Consider the following 24,652-nt stretch of genomic DNA (forward strand, 5'->3'; position numbering starts at 1 on the left):
GGACGAGAATCATGGCTGAAGGTACCGTGGACTACTACGCGATGGTCGAGGAGGCGTGGCAGCTCAGCGACACCGCCCGCGACTACGTGAAGAATGCCGGGCGCGACGTGGACAACGCCGAGCTGTGGGAGAAGATCTTCGCGGTGTCGCCGCTGGTGGATCACGAGCGCACCCAGCGCGAGGGGGGCCAGCCCATGCAGAAGATCTTCTTCAGCAATCCCTACGGCCTCTATTACCGGCCCGACCACAAGGACTGGATCCCGTTCCGCCACGGCCAGCTCGACCCGGCCTACCTGCAGGCGGTGTGACGGCAGGCGGTGTGACGACGGGCGCGCCGCCGCCGGCGGTGCGGCGTCGCCGCACCCCGGAACGGCGCGTCAGCCGACGACGATCCAGCCGGCCTCGACGGCCGACGGGGCGATCCCCTGAAGCGTGACGGAGTGCCCAGTGCTCAACGCCAGCACCGCATTCCCCGCCCCGTCCTGGCCGAGTCCCCAGCCGATCCCCGCGGCCAGAACGACGCGGTCGCCGGCCGCCGCCGTGAAGTCGGCGATGACGTCGGCCCCGGCGCCGCCGCCGATCTCGAAACGGTCGGCCCCCTCGCCGCCCCACAGGGTGTCGTTGCCGCGGTTGCCGTGCAGCACGTCGGCGCCGGCCCCGCCATAGAGCACGTCGGCGTTCAGCCCCCCGAACAGGGTGTCCTCCGCGGCGCCGCCGAACAGGATGTCGGAGCCCCGGTTGCCGTAGAGCACGTCGGCGTCGAGGTTGCCGTACACCAGGTCGTCGCCGGATCCGCCGAACAGCACGTCGTTGCCGCGGTTGCCACACAGCCGGTCGGTGTCGGCGTTGCCGTAGATCACGTCGCTGCCGGCGCCGCCGGAGAGCTGGTCGAGCCCGTACCCGCCGTGCAGGGTGTCGTCGCCGGTGTCGCCGAACACGGTGTCGGCCCCGTCCTCCCCCCACAGGGTGTTGGACGCGCCATCGCCGTGCATGCGGTCGCCGTGGTAGGTGCCCATGGCGTTGCGGGCGTAGGGGATGGACAGCACGGCGCCCTGGGCGTTGGCCACGGTCGCGGTGCCGAGGTTGAGCACGACGCCCTCCGGCGCCGCCTGGCCGCCGGCGGTCCAGCCCTGCCCGGGCGGGCCGGCCAGGGAGGGGGCGGCCAGGGCGGCGCTGCTGCTGGCGCCGAGGTTGAAGTCGACGGCGGTGAGCGCGTAGGAGCCGCCGATTCCCGTCAGCTCGATCGAGAACTCCGCGGCGAGGTCGTCGTCGGTGTTGCCCTCCACGACCAGGTTGTTGCCCTCGACCGCCCAGCGGATCTGCCCGGCGGCGGTGAACGCGGCCTGGTCGATGAAGGTGAACCCGTCCTTGGCGGCGGTGTTGGCGACCGCGTCGATCTCCGAGACGTCGATGACGTCGCGCTGGGTGTGGGCGGCGGCGCCGCGGAAATCCACGATCTCCTGCCCGGGAACGAGCTGGGCGGTGGCGCCGCCGACGGACGAGAAGGTGACGGTGTGGGTGGTGCCGTCGATGGTCTCGGTCAGCCGGCCGCGGAAATCGGCGATGCTGTCGCGGCTGCCGGGGGCCGACTCGCCGGGATCGGCGATCGAGAAGGTGTCGGCGCCGGTGCCGCCGACCAGCACGTCGGCGCCGGCGCCGCCGGCCATCCAGTCGTTGCCGGCGCCGCCGTCGATGAGGTCGGCGTTGGTGGCGTCCTGGGCGATGGCGACGTTGGCGCCGGCGCGGAAGCGGTCGGTGTAGTAGTCGCCGAACAGGCTGTCGTCGCCGCCGCCGCCCATCACGGTGTCGGCCCCGGGCAGGCCGAGCACCGTGTCTTGGTCGGCACCGCCGTCGAGATGGTCGTCGCCGCCGCCGCCGTCGATGTAGTCGTTGCCGCCGTCGCCCACCAGGATGTCGGCGTTGGCGGTGCCGACGGGATCGCCGTGGATGACGTCGTTGCCGGCACCGCCGGCCACCACGTCGGCCTCGTCGCCGCCCAGCAGCGTGTCGTTGCCGTTGCCGCCCGACATGTTGTCGCGCAGCACCGTGCCGGCGATGCTGTCGTTGCCGTCGGTGCCGGTGGTGTCGTTGGCCAGGTTCGGCAGGCCGAGATCGCGCAGGATGGCGACGTCCAGCGCGGTGAGGTCGAGCCGGGTTCCCATGGTCGCGGCCGGCCCGAACAGGCCGGCCAGCGGGCCGATGTCGGCGCGGTAGTGGTAGAGGTTGCCGTCGACCAGCGGCACCGGCGCGCCGTACACGGCGGTGGCCGCCGGTCCCGCGAAGTAGGGCAACGGGTTCGGCTGGGCGCCGGCATAGATGGTCCAGCGGTCGTGCACCGACATCTCCGTGCCGATCGCCCCGGTCACCTCGTTGCGCAGCCCGGCCAGGCCGAGGCCGTGCGCCACCTCGTGGCGCATGACGTCGTAGAAGTCGTACTGGTCGTCGGGCACCAGGGGCGCGTCGATCGGGCTGCGGTCGCGCGGGTCGGGGTCGAAGTAGAACCAGTTCTCGGTCACCGCCTGGGTGTTGATGGTGATGACGATGTCCGGCGCGGCGCCGTTGCCGTCGGTCCCCGTGGCGATCTCGTACGCCGCGGTCGCCTGGTGGACGTCGTAGACGGTTCCCGCGGCCTGCTTGACCCACAGCGCCGGGTCGCTGGGCAGCGCCGGCTGGTTCTTCAGCAGCATGTCGCGGAGCTGGGTGTACTGGCGCACCAGCACGGTTCCGCCGGGCGCGCCTTGGGCCAGCACGGTGGCGCCGAGGTCCTCGGCCTGCACCAGGACCTCGAGCGTGGCGTTGGTGGCGTAGTGCCGGCCCAGGCTGGCGATCGCGGCGGTCAGGACCGCGTCGACCTGGGGCTGGACCGCGGCGATGGCGGCGGCGCTCTCGTCGAAGGTGATGGTGCTCTGCAACGCCATGCGTCGACCCCCGCGCTCCGGGCGCGCGGGGCGCCCGGTGGATGTGGTGAACGTCCTGTTGGAGGCTCACTCATAGCGGCGCGATGGTTGACGTTCGCCTAATGGCCGGCGCGGGTCACGCGGTCGCCGCCGCCGGCAGCGCCGAACCGTCCGGCGCCGGGGCCGGGACCGGCGCCCCCAGGAACCGGCTGTTGGTGCGCCGCAGGGACGCCTGCTGGTCGTCGTAGAGGAAGGTCAGGAAGACCATGCGCCGTCCCGCGGTGACCGGCCGGACCTCGTGCAGCATCGAGCAGGAGAAGACCAGTGCGCCGCCCACGGTCGGCCGGTAGAGGGCGGAGCCGTACTCCGGAAAGCACATCTCGCCGCCGCGGTAGGACTCGTCGAGGCCGATCGAGACGGCGAACTGGCGGTGGGCGGTGCCCCGGGTGGTGTTGTCGCGGTGGGCATGGAAATGGCCCCGGTTCTCCCCTTCGTAGCACGCCACGATGAAGCGCTCGATGCGCGTCAGCCGGGTCTGGAACGCCCGCTCCATCAGCGGCAGAAGGCGCCGTCGCACGCCCTCGAGGATGGCGGCGCGCAGTGCCGGATCCTCGATGCCGGCGTCGCGCCGGCGCTTCTTCGCAGCGTTGATCACCGGGACGGTCCGGCCGTCGCGCTCCACCATGTAGCCGGACTCGCCGCCGCCGTCGGCCTCGTAGGCGGCGACCAGCCCCGCGCACAGATCCGGATCGAAGATGCGCGGAACCACCAGGACCGGCGCGTGGCCCGGCGCGGCGAAGGGCTCCGGCAGCGCCGGCAGGGCGTCGAGCACCCCGGACAGCCAGGCCGCGTGCGCGTCGGAATCGCCGAACGGGGCGGCGGCCAGGACACGGAACGACGGGTCGAGCACATAGGTCGCCGGCTCGTAGGGCGGCGGCCCCCCGCCGTCCGGCGCGGCGTCCGGGGTCACGCCGCCGAGGCGGCTGATGCGCAGGTCGGGATCGAAGAAGAACCGCACGCCGGGCGGGCTTTGCGCCAGCCGGCCCTCGGCCTCGTCGGTCTGGTCGATGCTGACCCCGAAGAACGAGCAGCGGCGGTCGTCGAACCGGGCGGCGGCCATCGCCGTGACGTGGTCGAGAAAGCGCCGGCCGAAGGGCAGGCCGGCGGACACGAAATAGCTGAGGACGATGTAGCGTCCGGCCATGGAGTCGATGACGAAGTCCGGTCGCTGGGGCGTGCGCCCCTTGAAGAAGGGGAACGGATCTCCGGGGGTGAGCAGCGGCATCGGTGGGGGCCCGAGTGAAGGGGAGTGGGTTGCCGCCATATTCGCCGTGCCCCCCCGCATCATTCCCGTGGGTCGCGTGATCTTTTTGGTCTACCCCCGCAGCGCGCCCCCGGGGTGACGGCGCCGTCACCCCGGGGGCGCGGCGGCCATCAGGCGGGCGACCCGCAGCAGGTCCTCGTCGTCGTCCTCGTCGCCCCCCAGGGTGTACGCGACGCGGCCGGTTTGCCAGAACACCAGGCGGAGCCCGTCGCGGGCGACGGCCCGGGGCGGGGTGTGCTCCTCGTCCTCGTCGGCGACCACGAACAGGGTGACGAGTTCGCCGTCGGTTTCGCGGTAGGCGACCTGGAGGGCCGTGCCCTCGTCCCAGGGGACGAGGGTGGAGCCGACGACCCGGAGATCGGCCACCGGGCGTGGCAGGGTGATCGTGCGGCCGGCGGCGGTCGCCAGGGATTCCACCATGCGGGCCTGCAGCGCTGGATCGCTGGGCGCGGGCGGATCCTCGATGCGGGTGCGGAACGCCAGCGTGTGGTGCGCCTCCGCCGCCTCGTCGGCGTAGAGCGGGACGCCGTCCAGGGCGAGGTCGGCGACGGGCGGTTCGATCCAGTCGCGCAACCCCCAGCCGCCGACGAGCAGGAGCGACGCGGCGACGGCCGTCCCGACGCGCCGCAACGCGGCCCGCCACAGCAGGCGGCGGTAGAGCCGCTGCTCCAGCGCCGCCTCCGCCGGCGGGCGGCGGGCGGCCAGCATGTCCAGTCCGCCACGGAGCTGCCGGTTCAGGCGGTGATAGTCGCGCAGGCGCGCCGCCTCGGCGGGGTTGGCCTGGAGCCACGCCTCGATCTCCGGCAGGCGGGCCGGGTCGATCAGGCCGTCGACGAAGGCGTGAAGATCGTCCTCGCTGGGACCGCGGTCGTTGGTCCGTGTCATGGGATCACCTCACCACACGCAGGGTCGCCGGGGCCGCCTCCCGTCCGGTGGCCTGGCGCAGCGCCTCGCGGCCGCGGGCCAGGCGGGACATCAAGGTGCCCAGCGGGATGTTCAGCAACTGTGCGGCCTCCTGGTAGGTGAGGCCTTCCAGGGCGACCAGGGCCAGGGCCTGGCGCTGTTCGAGGGGCAGAGCCTGCAGCGCGTCGACGGTGCGGCGCAGCTCCACCTGGTCGGGCTGGGCCGCCGCCGTGGCCTCCTCGGCACTGCCCTCCAGGACGGCGGCGGCGCGGGCGCGCACCTGGTACCGCCGGGCGCTGGAGACGTAGACGTTGTGCAGGATGCCGAACAGCCAGCGCCGCAGGTCGCCCTCGCGCCGGAACCCGTCGGCCCCGGCGATCGCACGCACCAGCGTCTCCTGCACCAGGTCGTCGGCGTCGTCCCCGTTGCGCACCAGGGCGATCGCGTACTTGCGCAGGTTCCGCAGCTGATCGGCCAGGTCATTCTTCAGTTCGAACATCGCGCCCGTGGGTCCTCGGGTCCTGGGAACCGCCGGCGGGATGCCGTGGCCACCCCCGACCCTTTCCGTGTTCGCGCGGCGCGCCGGATTAATCCCGTGCCGCCGCGATGCCGCCGACGCCGGTCAGCAGGTCGCGCAGCACCGCTTCGGCGTCGCGCTCGTGGGCGGCGTCGAGAAAGGCGTCGATGTCCAGGGAATCGCCGGCCGCCCCGCCCCCGCCGGAGGCCGCGGCGGCGGGAAGATGGTAGAGGGCGCGGACCTGCGCCAGGGCCGAGTCGACGATGGCGCGTGCCTCGGCCCGCGGCAGCACGCCGCGCGCCACCAGGCTTCGCATCAAGGTGGCGCTGAGGGCGAAGGAGGCCACGGCAAGGGCCTCGACGTCGTCGGTCTTCAAGGGGCGGCTCCGGTGCGGTCGGGGGCCCGTCGTCAGAACGACAGGCGCTTGAACAGGGATTCGGGAATCAGGCGGATGATGGTCATCACGCCATACCAGAACCACGGAACATAGACCACCGCCCGTCCGCGCGCCGCCGCGGCCCAGCAGGCGGCGGCGCACGCGGCGGGGCTGGCGGCCAGGGGCACGCCCAGGGACCAGGTCATCGCGGTGTCGAGGAAGCCGGGCTTGACCGTGGTCACGCTCACCCCCTTGCGGTACAGGCGCGCCCGCAAGCCCTGGGCGTAGGCGTGAAGGCCCGCCTTGGCCGAGCCGTAGATGTGGTTGGGCAGGCGGCCGCGGTCACCGGCGACCGAGCCGATCACCACCACCCGCCCGCCGCCCGCCGCCTCCAGCAGGGGGGCCAGGTGTCCCAGCACCGAGACGGCGCCCACATAGGTCGCCTGGACGCAGGCCACGGCCTTGCTGACATCGCGCTCCATCGCCGTCTGCTCGGGCATCGCGCCGAAGGCCAGGAACACGCACAGGCGGCCCGGCGCGGCGGCGCGCGCGGCGGCGGCGAACGCGGCGTGGGACGCCGTGTCGGTGGCGTCGAAGGCGAGCGCCCGCGCCGCCACGCCGCAGCGGGTGGCGAGATCGGCGGCGCTGCGCGCCAGGTCGGCGCCGTCGCGCCCGGCGAGCAGCACGGCGCAGCCGTGGCCGGCGGCGACCCGGGCGAAGGCCCGGGCGAGCGCCGAGGAGGCGCCGAGGACCAGCCAGGTGTCCGGCGTGGTGTCCGGTGGGGCGGCGCCGGGCGTCGGGCCGCGTGCGTGGCTGGCGCTCACCGGACGTCCCCATGGATGCGCAGGCGCCGGGCCATGTCGGAGGCGAAACGGCGCTGCGGGTCGACGTCGGCGAGCACGGCGCGGAAGCGGCCGAGGCGCGGGTACATGGCGGCCATGCCCTCGGCCGACAGGGCGCTGTCCTTGGCGAGGTAGACACGCCCGCCATGGTCGCGGGTCAACCGCTCCAGGCGGCCCAGCAGCTCCGCCACCCCCGGCCGGGCCGGCAGGTCGAGGGCCAGGGTGATCCCGCGCATGGGGAACGACAGCAGCCCGCGCCCCTCCTCCCCCAGGGTCTTCAGCACCGCCAGGAACGACGCGGCGCGGGCCCCGGCGATGGCCTCCAGCAGGCGGCGCACACCCTCCGGGGCGGTGGCGTCGGGCAGCACGCACTGGAACTGGTGGAAGCCGCGCCGGCCGTAGATGCGGTTCCACTCGTGCAGCGCGTCGAGCGGGAAGAAGAAGCGGTCCATGGGCACCGTGCGGACGCGTCCGGCCGCCGGCACGTGGCGGCGGTAGACGGCGTTGAAGGCGGCCACCGACGCCGGGTTCAGGGCGAAGCCCGGGGCATCGACGGGGATCCGGCGGGCCCGCCGGGGCGGCGGGGCGGCGTTCCCGGGGGCGGAGCCGGAGGCATCGGCCGTTTCGAGCAGGCCGCGGCCGAGGTGCCGGCCCCGCGCCAGGCCGTCGATCCAGCCCACGGAATGGGTCGCCGTCCGCCGCGCCTCGTCCAGCGCGGCGAGGAAGGCGTCGAGGTCGGGGATGCGCCGTTCGCTCACCCGCATCCAGGGCGACGGCGCGGGCACCAGGCGAACGCCGGCCTCCAGCACCACGCCGGTCAGGCCGCAGCCGCCGAGGGTGGCGGCGAACAGCTCGCCATCCCCCTCCGGCGTGACCCGCCGCACCTCGCCCGACGCCAGCAGCAGCGACAGCCACGCCACGTGGTCGCCAAAGCTGCCGGCGTGGTCGTGGTTCTTGCCGTGCACGTCGTTGGCGATGGCGCCGCCGATGGTGACGAAGGCGGTGCCCGGCATCACCGGCGGTTTCCAGCCGCGCGGCAGGAAGACGGCCATCAGGTCGGCGATGGTGACCCCGGCCTCGCAGGTGGCGATGCCGCTGTCCGGATCGAAGGCGAGGATGCGGTCGAGGCGCTCCATCAGCGCCACCCGCCCGGCGCCGTTCACCGCCTGGTCGCCATAGCTGCGCCCCCGGCCGCGCGCCAGCAGGCTGGCGCCGGCCGCGGTGGCGTCCGCCAGCGCCGCCGCGACCTCCGGCACCCGTTCCGGCCGGGCCACCGGGGCCGTCGCCGGCGCGGTGCGGCCCCAGCCGGCCAGGGTCAGGGTGCGCCAGCGGCTCATGGCGCCAGCCCGTGCCGCGGCGCGGCGCCCAAGGCCGCGGGCAGGGCCAGGAATCCCAGCGCCACGGCGAACCACAAGGTGGTCAGGCGGATCACCGCGGTGGCCGCCAGGGCGGTGGCGGTGTCGGTGCCGCCGGCGGTCAGCAGGGCCACCATGGTGGCCTCGGTCCCGCCCAGCCCGCCCGGCAGCATGGACACCGCGCCCACCAGCATGGAGAAGGCGAAGACGAACATCGCCTCGGCCAGGGTGGTGCCGGCGCCCAGCGCCGTCAGCAGCCAATGGAAGGCGAGGCCCTCCGCCGTCCAGCCGAGGACGCCGAGGGCCAGCGCGGCGGCGAGGAGGCGTGGCGCGAACAGGCGGGCGTTGCGGCGCAGGGCGGTCCGCGCCCCGGCGAACAGCCGCACGGCGCGCCGGCCGAACAGGCGGTGGGCGGCGCCGACCGCCCGGGCCAGCGCGGCCGGGCGCATCAGCGCCAGGTTGGCGGCGGCCAGCCCGGCCAGCAGCGCCGCCCCGATCCAGGCGTGCTCGGCGAACAGCGCGAACCCGCCGAGGCACAGGGCGGCGACGGCGTTGGCGTCGGCGACGCGGTCGCCGATCAGCAGCGGCGCGGAGCGGGCGTAGCCGACGCCGTGCCGCGTCTCCAGCAGCCACAGCCGGACCGCCTCGCCGATCTTGCCCGGGGTCGCGGTGAGTGCGAAGCCGGCGGCGAAGATCACGGCGGAGCGGGGCCACGGCACGCGGATGCCGAGCCGGCGCTCGAACAGGTGCCAGCGCACCGCCCGCACGGCGTAGTTGACCAGCGACAGCGCCAGCATGCCGGCGACCAGCGGGGCGCCGAGGCGCGCCAGCGGCGCGGTCACCGCCTCCCAGCCGGCGAGCGCCCCGGCCAGCGCGAAGGCGGCCGCCGCCACGGCCGCCGCCACCGCGGTCAGCCGGCCGGCCCGGGCCAGGGCGTCGCGGGGGGAGGGGGGCGGCACGGCAGGCGGCACGGCGGGTGGCATCCTCTTGGCGTCACAGGTAGATGAGCGCGGCGAACACGGCGATCCAGCCGACCACCGTGGTCACCAGGAACGGGTCGCTCACGGCGATGCGGGTCGGCGAGCCCGACCGCTCCTCCACCAGGGTGAGCTGGAGGTAGCGGAAGACCCCGGCGACGACGAACGGCACGGTCAGGTACAGCCGGTCCGTCCCCATCCGCTGAACCACCGCGGCGTCGGTGGTGTAGATGATGTAGCAGACCACCAGGGCCGCGACGGTCACCGTGAAGGCGGTGTCGAGGAAGGGCTTGTTGTAGCCGTCCAGGCTGCGGCGGTGGCTGGCGCCGAGGTCGCGGACGAGGTCGTCGCGGCGCTTGGCCAGCGCCAGGAAGAGGGCCAGGAGGAAGGTGCAGGCGATGATCCACACGCTGGGCTGGATGGCGACCACCGCCGCGCCCGCCTCCACCCGCAGCACGAAGCCGATGGCGATGATCAGCACGTCGAGGATGGCCACGTGCTTGAGGCGCAGGGAATAGCCGAGGTTCAGCAGCAGGTAGGCGACGACGAAGGCCAGGAAGGCCGGCGACAGCAGCGCGGCGGCGCCCAGCCCGGCGGCCAGCAGCGCCGCCATCGCCGCGAACGCCGCCGCCGGCGCGATGGTGCCGGCGGCGAGCGGCCGCAGACGCTTGGTCGGATGACCGCGGTCGGCCTCGCGGTCGGCGTAGTCGTTGACGATGTAGACCGCGCTGGCCACCAGGCAGAAACACACGGCCGCCGCGGCCGCCCGCAGCACCGACGTGGCGTCGACCGCGGCCGGGGTGAAGAACAGCGGGGCCAGGACGAAGCCGTTCTTGACCCACTGGTGGGGGCGCAGCAGGTGCAGCAGGGCGCGCGGCCCTCCCGCCGCCGGGCTGGCGGCGTCGGACCGGGGGGCGGTGACAGCGTGATCGACCATGGTGCTCGACCTACAGCATCTGCCGGGCCACCGTAAAGCGCCGGCCTCAGACAAAGACGACGAAACGGCTGAGAAGGTAGAAGACCACGGTGTAGGCGACCATGGCGATCGCCTGCGCCAGCGGGCCGGGGACGCCCAGGCCGTCCACCAGGCCCAGCAGCACGGCCAGGTTCACCGCGTAGGCCACGGCGAACACCCCGAGGAAGCGGACGGCGGCGGCGGCGGCCCGGCCCTGGTGGCGGAAGGTGAAGCGGCGGTTGAGGGTGAAGCTCACGGTCAGGCCGACGGCGTAGCCGGCGGCGTTCGCCGCCACGTGGCCGAGGCCGAGGAGCCCGTGCGCGGCCAGGATGACCGCGTACCCGACCGCGGTGTTGACGAGCCCCACCAGCACGAAGCGGATCATCGTGGCGTCGACGAGCGTGCGGACCAGGGACATGCCATTGCCCGCCATAAGGGGGTCGCAGGAGAAAACGGACGTGCCGGCGGACCATAGCCAGCGGCCCCGGCGCGGCGCAAGCACCGCGGGAGCCGCGCCGCGACGACAAGGCTTGGCAAACGCGCAATGCAATCCGCATAAGGAGAGGGACGGGGCAGGCGCGGCGCTGCCGGTCCCGGCAGGACAAGGAGCGGGACCGATGGATCAGGAGGTCGTTCTGGTGACCGGCGGTGCCGGCTACATCGGCAGCCATGTGGTGCTGGCGCTGCGCGCGGCGGGATACGGGGTGGTGGTGCTGGACGACCTGTCGACGGGCCGCCGGACCGCCGTGCCCGACGGGGTGGTCTTCGTCGAGGGCGACGTGGGCGACCGCGACCGGCTGGCTGCGCTGCTCGAGCTCCACCGCGCGTCGGCGATCCTCCACTTCGCCGGCTCGATCGTCGTGCCGGAATCGGTGGAGCGCCCGCTCGCGTACTACCACAACAACACGGCCAACAGCCTGGCGCTGATCGAGGCCGCGGTGGGCTGCGGCGTCGGCCGCTTCGTGTTCTCGTCCACGGCGGCGGTGTACGGCGTGCCCGACCGGCTCCCGATCGCGGAGGACGCGCCGACCCGGCCGATCAATCCCTACGGCGCGTCGAAACTGATGACCGAGACGATGCTGCGCGACACCGCCGCGGCCCACGGCCTGCGCTGCGGCATCCTCCGCTACTTCAACGTCGCCGGCGCGGATCCCGGGGGTGCGACCGGGCAGTGCGGCGCCGTCGCCACCCACCTCATCAAGGTGGCCGTCCAGGTCGCCACGGGGCAGCGCCGCGACCTGACCGTGTTCGGTGACGACTACGACACCCCGGACGGCACCTGCGTGCGCGACTACATCCACGTCAGCGATCTGGCCGACGCCCATGTGCGGCTGGTCCGCCATCTCGCCGCCGCCGATGGGCCGGTGGTCCTCAACTGCGGTTATGGCCGCGGCCGCTCGGTCCGCGAGGTGGTGGCGGCGGTCGAGCGGGCGACCGGCCGGCCGTTGCCGGTCCGCATCGGACCGCGCCGCGCCGGTGACCCGCCGGTGCTGGTGGCGGCGGCGGGGCGCATCCGCGAGGTGCTTGGCTGGCGGCCGGCATACGACGACCTCGACCTCATGGTCGGCCATGCCCTGGCGTGGGAACGCAGGACGCTCCCATCGTCCGCGTAGCAATGGGTGGGTGGCGCACCATCGGTCCTTGTGGCACAAAGGGCATGGTGCGCCGCAGCACGTCCAACGCAATGGAGGGCCGCATGCCGAACCTGTCCGCAGTCGTTCCCTGCTTCAACGAGGAGGACGGGGTCGCGGAACTCCACCGTCGGCTGTCCGCGGCCTGCCGCGGGGCGGTCGGCGACGGCTACGAGGTGGTCTACGTCAACGACGGATCGCGCGACGGCACGCTGGAGCGGCTGAAGGGCATCGCCGCGGGCGATCCCCATGTGGCGGTGGTCAACCTGTCGCGCAATTTCGGCCACCAGCTCGCCTTGTCGGCGGGCCTCACGGTGGCCTCCGGCGACCTCGTCTTCGTCCTGGACGCCGACCTGCAGGACCCGCCCGAGCTTCTGGGAGACATGCTGAGGCTGGTCGGCGACGGCGCCGACGTGGTCTACGGCCAGCGCCGCGATCGGGCCGGGGAATCGGCGTTCAAGAAGGCATCGGCGGCGGCGTTCTACCGCCTGCTGGACCGCATGTCGACGGTGCGCGTTCCCGTCGACACCGGCGACTTCCGGCTGATGACCCGGCGCGTGGTCGACGCGCTGAACGCGATGCCCGAGCAGCACCGCTTCGTGCGCGGCATGGTCAGCTGGATCGGGTTCCGCCAGGTGGCGCTCCCCTACGACCGCGACGCCCGGTTCGCGGGCGAGACCAAATACCCCTTGCGCAAGATGCTCGGCTTCGCCGCCGACGCCCTGACCGGGTTTTCCGTCGTGCCGCTGCGCCTGTCGATCTACGCCGGCGTGGCGGGCGTGGTCGTCGGCTTGCTGATGCTGGCGTACGCGCTGTTTTCCTATGCCTTCCTCAGCACCGAGCCGGGATGGGTGAGCCTGATCTCGGTCGTGCTGTTCGTCGGCAGCCTGCAGCTCGTCATGCTCGGCATCATCGGCGAGTACATCGGCCGCATCTTCCTTCAGTCGAAGCAGCGCCCGCTGTTCCTCATCGAAAGCGTCACCCGCGCCGTGCCGCCGGCAGCGGTTGCGCCCGCACCCGCCCGCGGGGCGGCGCGGCAGATGGCCCCGCTCTGACATGACGCTGGCGAGCCGACGGCGCCACCGCCGGGGGCAGTCCCGGGCGGCCGGCCTGGCGCGCGGCGGTGCGGCGGTTGCCGCCTTCGCCCTTGCCGTCGGCGTGCTCGCCCACGCCTACATGGCCCATGAACGGTTCCTCTATTTCTGGGACTGGGCGGGGTTCCACGGCGTCGCCGTCGGCTTCGCCGATCAGCTGCTCGGCGATGCGCGCTCCGGTGCCGCCCTCTTCCTCGGCGCGCTGAAGGACGAATACAACCTGATCTTTGCGGTGCCCCTGGTTCCCGCACTGGCCCTGTTCGGCGGCTCGCGGACGACCTACGTGGTGGCGCTGGCCGTGCTCTACCTGGTGCCCTATGCCCTGGTGGTCGGGGTGGTCTGCCGGCGCGCCCTGCCCGGGCTCGGGCGGGCGGCGCTGTGGGGCGGCGCCTGTCTGGCGGTGGCGGTGCCGCCGGTGTGGATGACGGTGATGCGGGGCTACCCCGACGTGCTGGCCGCCGCCACGCTGCTGGCGGGGCTGGCGATCCTGCTGGGCGATCCGCGCCTCGACCGGTGGCCCACGGTGCTGGGCGTGGCGGTCGCCGTCGCCGCCGCGGTGGTGGTCCGCCGCCACATCGCGTACGCCGGGCTGGCGGTGCTCGGCGCGGCCGCGCTGTCGCTGCTGCTGCACTGGGGCGAGCGGCTGCGCGCCGGCGGCGCCGGCGCGGTGCTCGCCGATGCCCGGGCGGGCCGGCTGCTGCGGGCGCTGGCGCTGCCGGCGGCCACGCTGGCGCTCCTCATGGCGTTCAACCCGTACTTCGTGGGCACCGTGCTGGCCCACGACTACGGGGCGCTGTACGCCTCCTATCAACTGCCGTTCGGCGCGCTGGTGCGGTCCTTCGCCGCGCTCATGGGGCCGGTCTACCTGGCCGCGGCGGCGGTGGCGGTCGTGGTCGCCCTGGCGGCGGGGCGCCTGCGCTGCGGCGCGCTCAGCGCCCTCGGCCTGTTCGGGGCGCTCTGGCTGGCGCTGTGGTTCGGCCTGGCCCGCCAGAACAACGGGCATCACATCATCGTGGCCTTGCCGCCGCTGGCCGCGGTGGGCGTGCTGATGGCGGCGGACGCGGTGGCCCGCCACGCCACGCCGGCGCTGGGGCGGCTGTGTCTGGCGTCGTGCCTGGCCGTCGCGGCGGCCGTGGCCCTGGTAACGTACGGGCCCTGGACGACCCCGTACCGCATCGTGCAGGATCGCACCGGGCTGCTGTCCATACCGTTCGGACCGATGGTCCGCCGGGATTTCGACGAGGTGCGGCGGCTGATCGGAACCTTGCGCGCCGGGCCGCAGCCCGTCCTCGTCGCCGCGTCCAACGGGCTGCTGAACTTCGACCTCGTGGCCAAGGCCGAGCCGGCGCTGTTCGGCGGCGGCCCGCCGCAGCTGGCGGTGATCGCCAGCCCGCAGGTGGACAGCCGCGACCCGCTGCCGGTCGAGGATCTGCTGCGGGCCCGCCAGGTCGTCGTGGTGCGGCCCTTCCAGTACCATCTCAGCAGCCCGGCCGAGCAGGACGTCGTGCGCGTTCTGGTCGCGGCGTTCCGGGACGAGTGGCCGGTCGCCGCGGACTTCGCCGACAGCGGCGCCCGCTTTGCCCTGGGCGGGCAGGGGGCGACGGCCCGGCTGTACGTGCGGAGCCGGCCGACGGCGTTGGCCACGGCGCTGGACATCTACCGGCGGGTCCGCGCGGTGACCGGCTCGCCACCGCCCCGCTACCGCGACGTCTGGCATTGGACGGCGGAACCCGCCCACGCTGGCTACGGCGCCGACGGCGCCCGCACCCTTCATTTTCCGGCGCCCGCGGACGCGGACGGCGCGCCGCTCGCGGTGACCCTGCTGCGCCCGGTCCGCGGCGCGGTCGTCATCTCCGGCACGGCCGCCCTGGCGGGAGCGGGCTGCGCGCCGCTGCGTCTGGAGGCGGTGCGCGGTGCCGGCGGCGACGGCGACGGCGGTGGAGTGATGGCCGCGGTCGGGCCGGACGCGACGGCAACGGTCGCCGCGGGGGCGCCCGCCGCCTTCCGCTTCACGGTCCCGGTCGGGCCGGCCGAGGGGATCGTCGGCCTTCGCACCGGCCCCGGGCGGGACTGCCGCCTCGAGCTGTCGGCGCTGGCGGTCGCCGCGGCGCCGTAGCGGCCGTCAGCGGCCGTCAGCCGCCGGCGCGTCGCGCCGCCGTGGCGCGCCGCCAGGAGTCCTCGTACTGGCCGGCGATGGCGGCGGTCGAGAACCGCTGGCGCACCAGCGGTGCGGCGGTGCGGGCGCGGTCCGCGAAGGCGGGAAGGGCCTCCAGCCAGCCGGCGAAGCCATCGGCCAGGGCCGCGGCGTCGTCCGGCGGCACGGTGGCGCCGCTGCCGTACTCCTCCAGCACGGCGCGGATGTCGCCGACGTCGGTGGCGAACACCGGGACGCCCATGGCCATCGCCTCGAGCATGGCGATGGGCAGCCCCTCGTAGCGCGACGACACGACCAGCCCGGCCAGCAGCGGGTAGACCCGGGTCAGGTCGTTGCAGAAGGGGATGCGTTGGACGTTGTCCAGGCGGTGGGCGGCGATGAAGGCGTCGCACGCCGCCGCCAGGTCGCCGTCGCCGATCAGCACGAAGCGGTCCGACCTCCCGGCCGCGCAGGCGCGGCGCGCCAGCTCCAGGAAGTTCAGAGGCGCCTTCTGGTCGGTCAGGCGGCCGATGAAGGCGAAGCAGCGGCGGTCGGTGGGGATGCCGGTGATCGCCGACAGGCGGGCGCGCTCGGCGGCGTCGACCGGCGGGCGGTCGAAGCGCGGGGCGTCGATGGCGGAGTAGATCAGGTCGATGCGCCCGGGGTCCATGGCCAGGCGGTCGACGAACACGGCGTGGATGCGCCGGGTGATGGCGATGAAGCGGTCGAAGGCCTGGATGCCCGGGTCGGGATAGTGGGCGATCCAGCCGACCTCGGTGTCGTAGACCTGCTGGTCGACGATGCCGGCGTCGTGGAACAGCGCCCGCAGGGCGGCGGCGTGATGGACCAGCCAGGGTGACCCGTTGCAGATCCACACGACATCCGGGCGATGGGTGCGCGCCACCGCCGTCATGAGGGCGAGGTGGTCGGTGTTCTCCGCCACCTCGGCAAGGTCGTAGAGGGGGGCCAGCGGGGCCGCCTGGTGGTGCAGGCTGCCCTGGCGGGTGGCCAGCCGCTCGGTGGTCGCCATGACGAAGTCCCAGCGCCCGTGCAGGGCGCGGACGATCTCCACCGTGTTGCGCTCGACGCCGCCCACGGCCAGGAACATCGGCAGCACCAGCACCGTGCGTCCGCCCCCCGCCCCGTCCCCTGCCCCGTCCCCTGCCCCGTCCCCTGCCCCGGCCAGCGGCAGGGCGGCACCGGCGGTCGGCCGCGGCGCCGGCACCGCGGGGGCGCCGCCCAGGCCGATCCAGGCGCCCGCCGTCTGCGGCGCGGCGAAGCCCAGGGCCTCGTCCAGGGTCGTCGCCACGGCCTTGGCGGGGGCCGGGAGCAGGCGCAGCAGGCGGCCGGTCAGCGGCCGGGCCGGCGCCCGCCGGTCGAGGAAGACCGGCGCCGCGTCGGCCGCGAAGACCGTCTGGTCGCGCAGTGCCCCCGCCACGGCCAGCGTCGGCGCCTCGTCCAGGGTGCGGCTGACCAGCAGAAAGTCCAGGTCGCGGTGCAGCACCGCCAGGAGGATGGTGCGCAGGTCCCGCTCGTCCAGCGCCGTCGTCGCCGACTGCGGTGCGTACAGATAGCGGCAGCCGGCGGCGGCGGCGTCCCCGGCGCGGTCGAGGGGGACCAGCATGGCCGGGGCCAGGGCGGCGAGCCGATGGGCGAGGCCGGGATCGTCGGCCGGCGCAAGGATGCCGATCGCCGGCAGCGGGGCCGCCGCCGTGCCGGGCCGCTGCGGCGGCGCGGGCGAAACCGGCGCGGGCGTGGCGGCGAGGCGGCGGTAGAGGCGGTGCAGCGCGCGCTCCACCGGTGCGCCGCCCGGCGTGCGCGCCAGGATGCGGCGGACCAGCGGCTTCAGGGACTCCAGCATGCGGGCAAGGACACGTGTTCGGGGGGCGTCGGATGGAGCGAACTTAATAGACCGCCGGGCGACCGACTGGTAGAGGAGATTGCCTGTCGCGGCCGGGACCCGCGGAGGGAGCGGCCATCGGGAGGTGGAGAGGGACCAGCATGCGGACCATGAAATGCGTCGTCCTCGGCGGCGGCGGGTTCATCGGCACCAATCTGTGCCGCCGCCTGCACGAGCGGGTGGGGGAGCTGCGCGCCTTCGGCCGCCGTCGCTCTTTCCCGGCGGCGGTGCGCGGCGTCGCCTGGTACGAGGGCGGCTTCGCCGACACCGCGGCGCTGGCGACGGCGGTGGAAGGGTGCGACACGGTGTTCCACCTCATCAGCGCATCGACCCCGGCGTCGGCCAACCTCGATCCGGCCCAGGACCTCCAGGCCAACGTGGCGGCGACCCTGCATCTGCTGGACATGTGCCGCACCGGCACGGTGGGGCGGGTGGTGTTCGTCTCGTCCGGCGGCACCGTCTACGGCGTGCCGCGGGCGGTGCCGACGCCCGAGACCGCGCCCACGGATCCCATCGCCGCGTATGGCATCGGCAAGCTGGCGATCGAGAAGTACCTGGCGCTGTACCAGCACCTGCACGGCCTCGATCACCGCATCCTGCGGGTCGCCAATCCCTTCGGGCCCTTTCAGACGGCGCACAAGCACCAGGGGGTGGTCGCCGCCTTCCTGCGCCGCGCGCTCGCCGGCCAGGCGGTGGAGATCTGGGGCACCGGCGCGGTGGTGCGCGATTACGTGTACGTCGACGACGTGGTGGAGGCGCTGGCGCTGGCGGCCACCCACGATGGCGCCGAACGGGTGTTCAACATCGGCAGCGGCGAGGGCCGCAGCCTGGCGCAGATCGTCGCCGACCTCGGCGTCGTGACCGGCCGGCCGCTCGCGGCGATCCACCACCCGGCGCGGCCGGTCGACGTGCCGGTCAGCATCCTCGACATCGCCCGGGCCCGCGCCGACCTCGGGTGGGCGCCGCGCACAAGCTGGCAGGACGGACTGCGCCGGACCTGGGAATGGATGCGCGACGCGGCCTTGGAGTGACCGGCCACGCGGCGGCGCGCGGCCCTGGGGTGACCGGCGCTCCCCCTCTGGGGCGGCCCCGGACGCCGGCCGTTCAGGCGAAGAACCGCCGGCGGAACCAGGCGATGGTGCGCTCCAGCCCCTCGTCCAGCCCGATCCGCGGCTCCCAGTCGAGCAGGGCCTTGGCCTGGGCGATGTCCGGGCGGCGCTGGCGCGGGTCGTCCTGGGGCAGCTCCCGGTGGACCAGTGTGGAGGACGACCCCGTGAGGCGGAGCACCTTCTCGGCCAGCTCCAGCATCGTGAACTCGCCGGGGTTGCCGAGGTTGATGGGGCCGGTGCCGGCCGTCACGGTGGCCATGAACCGCATCATGCCCTCGACGAGGTCGTCCACATAGCAGAAGGAGCGGGTCTGCGAGCCGTCGCCGTAGATGGTGATCGCCTCGCCCCGCAGCGCCTGCATGATGAAGTTCGACACCACACGGCCGTCCGCCGGGTGCATGCGCGGGCCGTACGTGTTGAAGATGCGCACGACCTTGATGGGCAGCGCGTGCTGGCGGTGGTAGTCGAAGAACAGGGTCTCGGCGCAGCGCTTGCCCTCGTCGTAGCAGGCGCGCGGCCCGATCGGGTTGACGTTGCCCCAGTAGGATTCCGGCTGCGGGTGCACGGCGGGGTCGCCGTAGACCTCGCTGGTCGAGGCCTGGAGAATCGGCGCGCCGACCCTCTTGGCCAGGCCCAGCATGTTGATGGCGCCGTGCACCGAGGTCTTGGTGGTCTGCACCGGGTCGTGCTGGTAGTGGACCGGCGAGGCCGGGCAGGCGAGGTTGAAGATCGCGTCCACCTCGACGAACAGGGGCACCGTCACGTCGTGGCGCATCGCCTCGAACAGCGGGTCGGCGAGCAGATGGGCGATGTTGTGGCGCGACCCCGTGAAGTAGTTGTCGACGCACAGCACCTCGCAGCCGTCGGCCAGCAGGCGTTCGCAGAGGTGGGAGCCGAGGAAGCCGGCGCCGCCGGTCACCATGACGCGCTTGCCGTAGCCGCGGGTCGACACCGCGCCGTCACCAAATGGCATGGGGCTGACCTCTCAGGGTGCGGTGGCGCCGGTGCCGCCGCGCGGCCGGCCGATCGACGTGTAGGTGAAGCCGGCCGCCGCCATCTCGGCGGGATTGTAGACGTTGCGCAGGTCGACCATCACCGGTGCCCGCAGCAGCGCCTTGACCCGCTTCAGGTCCAGCGCGCGGAACTCGTTCCACTCCGTGACGATGGCGACGCAGTCGGCGGAGTCCAGCGCGGCGTACGCGTCGTCGCACCACACCACCCCGGTCATCAGCTTCTTCGCCTCCGCCATCCCGGCGGGGTCGAAGGCGCGCACCGTGGCGCCCGCCGCCTGCAGCGCCGGCACGATCTCCAGGGCCGGCGCGTCGCGCATGTCGTCGGTGTTGGGCTTGAAGGTGACGCCCAGCACCGCCACCGTCTTGCCCGCCGCCGAGCCGCCGCAGGCGGCGATGATGCGTTCGGCCATCTGGCGCTTGCGCCGGTCGTTGATGCCCACCACCGTCTCGACGATGCGTACGGGGCTGTCGTGCTGCTGCGCCGTGCGGACCAGGGCCAGGGTGTCCTTGGGGAAGCAGGAGCCGCCGTAGCCCGGACCGGCGTGCAGGAACTTGCGGCCGATGCGCCCGTCCAGGCCCATGCCGCGGGCGACGTCGTGGACGTTGGCCCCCACCTTCTCGCAGAGGTCGGCGATCTCGTTGATGAAGGTGATCTTGACCGCCAGGAAGGCGTTGGCCGCGTATTTGATGAGCTCCGCCGTTTCCAGCTCGGTCATGACGATCGGCCGCTCGATCAGGTAGAGGGGCCGGTACAGGCCGCGCATGACCTCCTGGGCGCGCGGCGAGGTGGTGCCGATGACCACGCGGTCGGGGCGCATGAAATCGCCGATCGCCGACCCCTCGCGCAGGAACTCCGGATTGGAGGCGACGTCGAACTCGACGTCGGGGCGGGCCTCGCGGATGATCCGGGCGACCTCGCGCCCGGTGCCGACCGGCACCGTCGACTTGGTCACCACCACCGTGTAGTGGTCGAGGTGGCTGGCGATCTCCGCGGCGGCGCCGTAGACGTAGGAGAGGTCGGCGTGGCCGTCGCCGCGGCGCGACGGCGTGCCCACGGCGATGAACACCGCGTCGACGCCCCGCATGGCCTCGGCCAGGTCGGTGGTGAAGGACAGGCGGCCGGCCGCCACGTTGCGCGCCACCAGCTCGTCCAGGCCCGGCTCGTAGATCGGGATCTCACCGCCCTGCAGGCGCTCGATCTTGCCGGCGTCCTTGTCGACGCAACAGACCTCGACGCCGAATTCGGAGAAGCAAGCGCCGGACACCAGTCCCACGTAGCCCGTGCCGATCATCGCTATGCGCATGCTGACGTCTCCGCACCGATTTCCAAGTTGATGTTCAGACGGAAGGGGGTCACAGGGGGCCGGACGCCAGCCACGGCAGGGCGCGGGCCAGCGGCACGGCGTCGCCCAGGATGTCGTTGCGAACGGCGCGCTCGACGTGGCGGGTGCCCCGCTCGAGGATGTGGCGGTAGGCATCGCCCAGATTGGCGTCCGGCCGGCCCCAGGCCTGCACGAAGCCCTCCAGATAGGCCATTTCGAAGACGCCGCGCAGCAGGTCGTCGTGCCAGTGCTGCGAGCCGATGCGGTGCTCCGCCTCGAGCAGGCGTGCCCAGGCCTTCAGCCCGTCGAGCACGGCCATCAGGTCGGCCAGCGGCCGGTCGTCGCCGGCCCCCCGGCTCTCCAGCACCCGCACCAGGGGTGCCACGCCGAGCAGGTCGGCGACCTCGCGATGCTGGTCCAGGAACACCTTGGCCATGCGCCCGCAATTGGCCTGCCGGCCGATGAACCCGGCCACCGTGTAGGCGTGGTGGTGGGTGCCCACCGAGGCCGGCGTGTAGAAGAGCTGGAGCCCCTGCGCGCCCTTCGACAGCCGGTAGGCGAACTCGATGTCCTCGAAGCCGTAGAGCGTGTAGCCGTGGCTGAAGCCGTCGCTGGCCCAGTCGGCGACCACGTCGCGCTTGACCGAAACATTGGCGGTGTAGAAGAAGCGGAAATCCAGGAAGGTGTAGGGGGTGAAGTCGGCATAGCCGAACTGTTCCCCGCCCTTGCCCTGGATGTGGGCCATCACGAAGTTGACGTCGGCCTGGGGGCGGTCGGGCCACACCACCTTGCCCAGCACGCCGAAGCCGGGGTCGGGGTTGGCCGTGTGCAGCTCGGCGTGGACCCGCAGGAAATCGGCGTTCAGGGGCTGGATGTCGTCGCCCAGGAACAGCAGCACCGGATGGCGGGCCAGGCCCGCCCCGATGTTGCGGGCCTGGCCCGGGCCGCCGTTGGCCACGCGGGTCCAGGTCAGGGTCGGCAGGCGGCGCGCCAGGGCGGCGAGCCGGTCCGGGGTGTCGTCGGTCGAGCCGTCGTCGACCACCACGAACTCGACCTCAAGGCCCTGCGCCGTGCGCGCCACGGCCGCCACCGTGTCCTCCAGCAGGGCGCCGCGGTTGTAGGTGGGGATGACGATGGACAGCGGCACCAGCCGGCCGGGCCGCGCGGCATCGCTGCGCGGATGGGGGTCGGCCGACGAGGGTGCGCGGGCGTCGAGGGGCATCGCAAGGGTCAACGGCAGCGGGCGGTGAGAGTGCGCGGATGCTATCGCCGCCCCCACGGACAAGGCAAGCGGCCATTCGCCGCCCCGCCGCAGGGGTGGACTGCGGCCGCCGCGACCGGGCATCCCGCCGGCGCGCCGGCCCGGCGCCGGCGCCTCAGAACACCCGCGGCACCCAGTTCTGGTCGGCCTTGCTGGGCCGGGCGTAGCCGGTGTCGCCCTGGCGCTCCGGCAGCGGCATGTCCACCGGCTCCAGATCCTTGTAGGGGATCTGGTGCAGCAGGTGCCAGATGCAGTTCAGCCGCGCTTTCTTCTTGTTGTCGGCGTCGACGATGTGCCAGGGGGTCAGCGGCCGGTCGGTGTGCTCCAGCATGACGTCCTTGGCTTGGGAATACTCGACCCAATGTTTGCGCGATTCGAGGTCCATCGGGCTGAGCTTCCAGCGCTTGATGGGGTTGTGCATGCGCTCGGCGAAGCGCTTTTCCTGCTCCTCGTCGCTCACCGAGAACCAGTACTTGACCAGGACGATGCCGGAATGCACCAGCATCTCCTCGAAGAGGGGGCAGGCGCGCAGGAACTCCCGGTACTCCTCGTCGGTGCAGAAGCCCATGACCCGTTCGACCCCGGCCCGGTTGTACCAGGACCGGTCGAACAGCACGATCTCGCCCGGGGCGGGAAGCTGCGCCACGTAGCGCTGGAAGTACCATTGGCCCCGCTCCCTCTCGGTCGGTGTGCCGAGGGCGACGACCCGGCAGACCCGCGGGTTGAGGCTTTCGGTGATGCGCTTGATCACACCGCCCTTGCCGGCGGCATCGCGCCCTTCGAACACCACGACCACCTTCAGGCCCTGGATGCGCACCCATTCCTGCAGCTTGATCAGCTCGAACTGGAGGCGGGCGAGTTCGTCGACGTATTTGTACTTCGCGCCCGGCTTCTCCAGCGGCTTGGCGTCACCGAGCACGTGCCAGTGGGATTCGATCCGCGCCGTCTCCTTGGCGTCGCGGAGCAGGTCGCCGCCCCGCCCGCCACCGGCCGGCGCCGGTCGTTTTTCCCCCTTGGCTTTTCCCTTTCCGGGCTTGCGGGCCGTGGCGTCCATGATGCGCTCCCCACTGGGTGTCGAGATCCGTCACGGGACGCTACGGGGCGCCGTCACCGAAATGCAACCTCGGCCAGACCGGGGTGACGTTTTTGCGCACGCGACCCGGGTGCGCCCGGTCGTCGTCAGGACTCGCCGTCGTCAGGCTGCGCCGCCGGCGCGGCGCGCCGCCGGGCCGGCGCCACCGTGGGCGACGGCGCGGTTCTTGCCGGCACGCTTGGCGGCGTAGAGCGCGGTGTCGGCCAGGCCCATGACCGCCTCGAACGCGTCGGCGTCGGTGGGGAAGGACGCCATGCCGATGCTGCAGCCGACGCGCACCGAGGTGCCGTCGACCACGATCGCCTCGCCGACCGCCTCGATCAGGCGCTGGGCGATCTCCGCCAGGCGGGGATTGGCCCCGCCCTGCGGCGTCGTCAGCACGGCCACGAACTCGTCGCCGCCCAGGCGGGCGATGACGTCGTCGGCGCGCAGGCACGCGGCCATGCGCAGGGCGGTCTGGCGCAGCACGGCGTCGCCGGCCGCGTGCCCGAGCTGGTCGTTGACCGGCTTGAAGCCGTCGAGGTCGATGTAGAGGACGTCCGCCGTTCCCCCCTCGGCGGCGATCCGGCCGGTGACGCGGGGAACGTGGCTTTCGAAGAAACGGCGGTTCGGCAGCCCGGTCAGACGGTCCTGGAAGGCCAGATCCTCCATGGTCGCCAACGCGGTGCGCGACCGCGTCAGGTTCTCGACCAGGGCGCGCAGGGACGCCGCCAGGGATTCGATCTCGTGCGCGCCGCGCAGCCGCGGAATCGAGGCGCCGGGCTCGCCCCGCCCCAAGCGCGCCGCGGCGTCGCAGATGGTCGCCAGGGGCCGCGTCAGGCGCGTCGCCGCGAACCAGCCGAACACGCTGAACGCCGCGGCGAAGCCGCCCCCCCACAGCAGGATCTCCCGGCGCAGGGCCACCGCCGAGGCATGGGCGACCGCCACCGGCTTGCGGACCACCACGCTCCATCCCAGACCCGGATAGTCGAGATGGCCCGCCCCGTGGGCGAAGCCACTGACGTAGCGCTCCCCGTCGGCCCAGCCCTCCGCCGCCCAGCCGGACTCGCCGGCGCCCGCGCGGCGCGCGCTCACGGTCGCCAGCGGAGCGCCCTGCGTCCCGGCGGGACCCAGCAGCACCGTGCCGTCCCTGGCGAGGACGAAGACGTTGACCTGCTCCCGGTCGTGCATGGGGCGCAGAAGCGACCGCTCGACCTCGCGCGCCCATTGCCAGCCGAAATGCGCCGCGAGCACCCCGGCCAGGGCGCCGGATTCGTCGCGGATGGGGGCGCTGACGTCGACGAACTTCATGGGCTCGCCGGTGGGGTTGGGCAGCAGCCGCGACAGCATCACCGCGTCGTGGACGTCGCCGATCGCCACGCCCTCGCGACCCTCGCGGAACACCGGGCGGTGCGCGATGTCGACGCCCTCCAGGATGCCGCCGGTCGCCGCGACGACCGCGCCGGCGGCGTCGGTGATCCCCATCCAGGACACCGCGGGAAACCGCTCCTTGAAGCGGTCGATCACCCGGCGCAGGGCCGCCGGGTCGCCGGTGACGCGCGACGGCACCAACTCGGCCAGGGTGGCGATCTCGCCGGAGCGCGACCACATGGTGCGGTCGAGCTGCTCGGCCATCTGCGCCGCCATGGTCGCGAGCGTGTGGCCGACCTCGCGTTCGACCTGCGTGTGTGCGCGGTAGCCGACGATGACGGCCATGGCCGCGGACAGGGCGAACGTCAACGCCGCACAGGTGGCGGCGACCTGCGCCCGCAAGCTCAGCGCTCTCCGCATCGCCGTTGTGCTCCCCAACTCCCGAACCCGGTCGTGGCGGCGAAAATAGCGCATACCGGAGTATACCGCTCGGAAAAAACTCGTACGAAGGCGTGCGGTCCCGCGCCGCGCCGCGCCCGCTTGTGGCAATCGCGCGGGGGCGGAGCTTATCCATGGCAGGCCCGGGAGGGGTGGTATAG

Annotated in this window: 21 protein-coding genes; 5 read left to right on the forward strand and 16 right to left on the reverse strand. The window is 73.3% G+C overall.

Annotated elements, in window-relative coordinates; translation table 11 throughout:
- Window positions 1-11: 11 nt before the first annotated feature.
- On the forward strand, window positions 12-308 hold the full coding sequence (locus tag AC6H2I_RS10405; protein WP_497500554.1) for a hypothetical protein: 297 nt from the start codon (window positions 12-14) through the stop codon (window positions 306-308).
- Between the two features lie 69 nt (window positions 309-377).
- On the opposite strand, the gene AC6H2I_RS10410 is transcribed toward AC6H2I_RS10405, so the two are convergent.
- The 10 genes from AC6H2I_RS10410 to AC6H2I_RS10455 all read right to left on the reverse strand — a co-directional run bounded on the left by AC6H2I_RS10410 (window position 378) and on the right by AC6H2I_RS10455 (window position 10,564).
- Entirely contained in the window at window positions 378-2,918 is a 2,541-nt protein-coding gene (locus AC6H2I_RS10410) for a hypothetical protein (protein ID WP_497500555.1), read from the reverse strand.
- A gap of 115 nt (window positions 2,919-3,033) precedes the next feature.
- On the reverse strand, window positions 3,034-4,182 hold the full coding sequence (locus AC6H2I_RS10415) for a 2OG-Fe(II) oxygenase (RefSeq protein ID WP_497500556.1): 1,149 nt from the start codon (window positions 4,180-4,182) through the stop codon (window positions 3,034-3,036).
- A 126-nt stretch (window positions 4,183-4,308) separates the two neighbouring features.
- Window positions 4,309-5,106, reverse strand: coding sequence for an anti-sigma factor family protein (locus AC6H2I_RS10420; RefSeq protein WP_497500557.1), 798 nt, complete (start codon window positions 5,104-5,106; stop codon window positions 4,309-4,311).
- A 4-nt stretch (window positions 5,107-5,110) separates the two neighbouring features.
- Complete coding sequence (locus AC6H2I_RS10425; protein WP_497500558.1) at window positions 5,111-5,623, reverse strand: sigma-70 family RNA polymerase sigma factor; 513 nt, start codon at window positions 5,621-5,623, stop codon at window positions 5,111-5,113.
- A gap of 88 nt (window positions 5,624-5,711) precedes the next feature.
- Complete coding sequence (locus AC6H2I_RS10430; RefSeq protein ID WP_497500559.1) at window positions 5,712-6,017, reverse strand: hypothetical protein; 306 nt, start codon at window positions 6,015-6,017, stop codon at window positions 5,712-5,714.
- A gap of 32 nt (window positions 6,018-6,049) precedes the next feature.
- A complete protein-coding gene (locus AC6H2I_RS10435) occupies window positions 6,050-6,841 on the reverse strand; it encodes an SDR family NAD(P)-dependent oxidoreductase (RefSeq protein ID WP_497500560.1) in 792 nt (263 codons plus the stop codon).
- Window positions 6,838-8,196 (reverse strand): FAD-binding oxidoreductase, encoded by a 1,359-nt coding sequence (locus tag AC6H2I_RS10440; RefSeq protein WP_497500561.1) that lies wholly within the window; start codon window positions 8,194-8,196, stop codon window positions 6,838-6,840. The genes AC6H2I_RS10435 and AC6H2I_RS10440 overlap by 4 nt, the downstream gene beginning before the upstream one ends.
- On the reverse strand, window positions 8,193-9,185 hold the full coding sequence (locus AC6H2I_RS10445) for a lysylphosphatidylglycerol synthase transmembrane domain-containing protein (protein WP_497500562.1): 993 nt from the start codon (window positions 9,183-9,185) through the stop codon (window positions 8,193-8,195). Before AC6H2I_RS10445 ends, AC6H2I_RS10440 begins: the two co-directional genes overlap by 4 nt.
- A 22-nt stretch (window positions 9,186-9,207) precedes the next feature.
- Window positions 9,208-10,128, reverse strand: coding sequence for a decaprenyl-phosphate phosphoribosyltransferase (locus tag AC6H2I_RS10450; RefSeq protein ID WP_497500564.1), 921 nt, complete (start codon window positions 10,126-10,128; stop codon window positions 9,208-9,210).
- A 46-nt stretch (window positions 10,129-10,174) separates the two neighbouring features.
- Window positions 10,175-10,564 carry a GtrA family protein gene (locus AC6H2I_RS10455; RefSeq protein ID WP_497500565.1) on the reverse strand — a complete coding sequence of 130 codons (390 nt, stop codon included), beginning with the start codon at window positions 10,562-10,564 and terminating at the stop codon, window positions 10,175-10,177.
- A 199-nt stretch (window positions 10,565-10,763) separates the two neighbouring features.
- On the opposite strand from AC6H2I_RS10455, the gene galE reads away from it, so the two are divergent.
- From galE to AC6H2I_RS10470, 3 genes are all read left to right on the forward strand, one after another.
- Window positions 10,764-11,759: a UDP-glucose 4-epimerase GalE gene (gene galE, locus AC6H2I_RS10460; protein ID WP_497500566.1), complete on the forward strand. Its 996-nt coding sequence runs from the start codon at window positions 10,764-10,766 to the stop codon at window positions 11,757-11,759.
- An 83-nt stretch (window positions 11,760-11,842) separates the two neighbouring features.
- Window positions 11,843-12,832 carry a glycosyltransferase family 2 protein gene (locus AC6H2I_RS10465; protein ID WP_497500568.1) on the forward strand — a complete coding sequence of 330 codons (990 nt, stop codon included), beginning with the start codon at window positions 11,843-11,845 and terminating at the stop codon, window positions 12,830-12,832.
- 1 nt (window position 12,833) lies between these two features.
- Window positions 12,834-14,987, forward strand: coding sequence for a hypothetical protein (locus tag AC6H2I_RS10470; protein WP_497500569.1), 2,154 nt, complete (start codon window positions 12,834-12,836; stop codon window positions 14,985-14,987).
- Between the two features lie 16 nt (window positions 14,988-15,003).
- Here the strand turns inward: AC6H2I_RS10470 and AC6H2I_RS10475 are convergent, their stop codons facing one another.
- Window positions 15,004-16,866, reverse strand: a complete 1,863-nt coding sequence (locus AC6H2I_RS10475; protein ID WP_497500570.1) for a glycosyltransferase family 4 protein — start codon at window positions 16,864-16,866, stop codon at window positions 15,004-15,006.
- A gap of 140 nt (window positions 16,867-17,006) precedes the next feature.
- Between AC6H2I_RS10475 and AC6H2I_RS10480 the strand changes: the two genes are divergently transcribed.
- Complete coding sequence (locus AC6H2I_RS10480; RefSeq protein ID WP_497500571.1) at window positions 17,007-17,936, forward strand: NAD-dependent epimerase/dehydratase family protein; 930 nt, start codon at window positions 17,007-17,009, stop codon at window positions 17,934-17,936.
- Window positions 17,937-18,009: 73 nt separating this feature from the next.
- On the opposite strand, the gene AC6H2I_RS10485 is transcribed toward AC6H2I_RS10480, so the two are convergent.
- The 5 genes from AC6H2I_RS10485 to AC6H2I_RS10505 form a co-directional block, all read right to left on the reverse strand.
- The gene (locus AC6H2I_RS10485; protein WP_497500572.1) at window positions 18,010-18,987 is read right to left on the reverse strand and encodes a UDP-glucuronic acid decarboxylase family protein; all 978 of its coding nucleotides are present in this window, start codon (window positions 18,985-18,987) and stop codon (window positions 18,010-18,012) included.
- Window positions 18,988-18,999: 12 nt separating this feature from the next.
- Complete coding sequence (locus tag AC6H2I_RS10490; RefSeq protein ID WP_497500573.1) at window positions 19,000-20,331, reverse strand: UDP-glucose dehydrogenase family protein; 1,332 nt, start codon at window positions 20,329-20,331, stop codon at window positions 19,000-19,002.
- Between the two features lie 49 nt (window positions 20,332-20,380).
- A complete protein-coding gene (locus AC6H2I_RS10495; protein ID WP_497500574.1) occupies window positions 20,381-21,571 on the reverse strand; it encodes a glycosyltransferase family 2 protein in 1,191 nt (396 codons plus the stop codon).
- Between the two features lie 154 nt (window positions 21,572-21,725).
- A complete protein-coding gene (ppk2, locus tag AC6H2I_RS10500) occupies window positions 21,726-22,664 on the reverse strand; it encodes a polyphosphate kinase 2 (RefSeq protein WP_497500575.1) in 939 nt (312 codons plus the stop codon).
- Between the two features lie 141 nt (window positions 22,665-22,805).
- Window positions 22,806-24,473: a diguanylate cyclase domain-containing protein gene (locus AC6H2I_RS10505; protein ID WP_497500576.1), complete on the reverse strand. Its 1,668-nt coding sequence runs from the start codon at window positions 24,471-24,473 to the stop codon at window positions 22,806-22,808.
- Between the last annotated feature and the right edge of the window lie 179 nt (window positions 24,474-24,652).

The sequence above is a fragment of the Azospirillum sp. NS33 genome, from assembly GCF_059703765.1.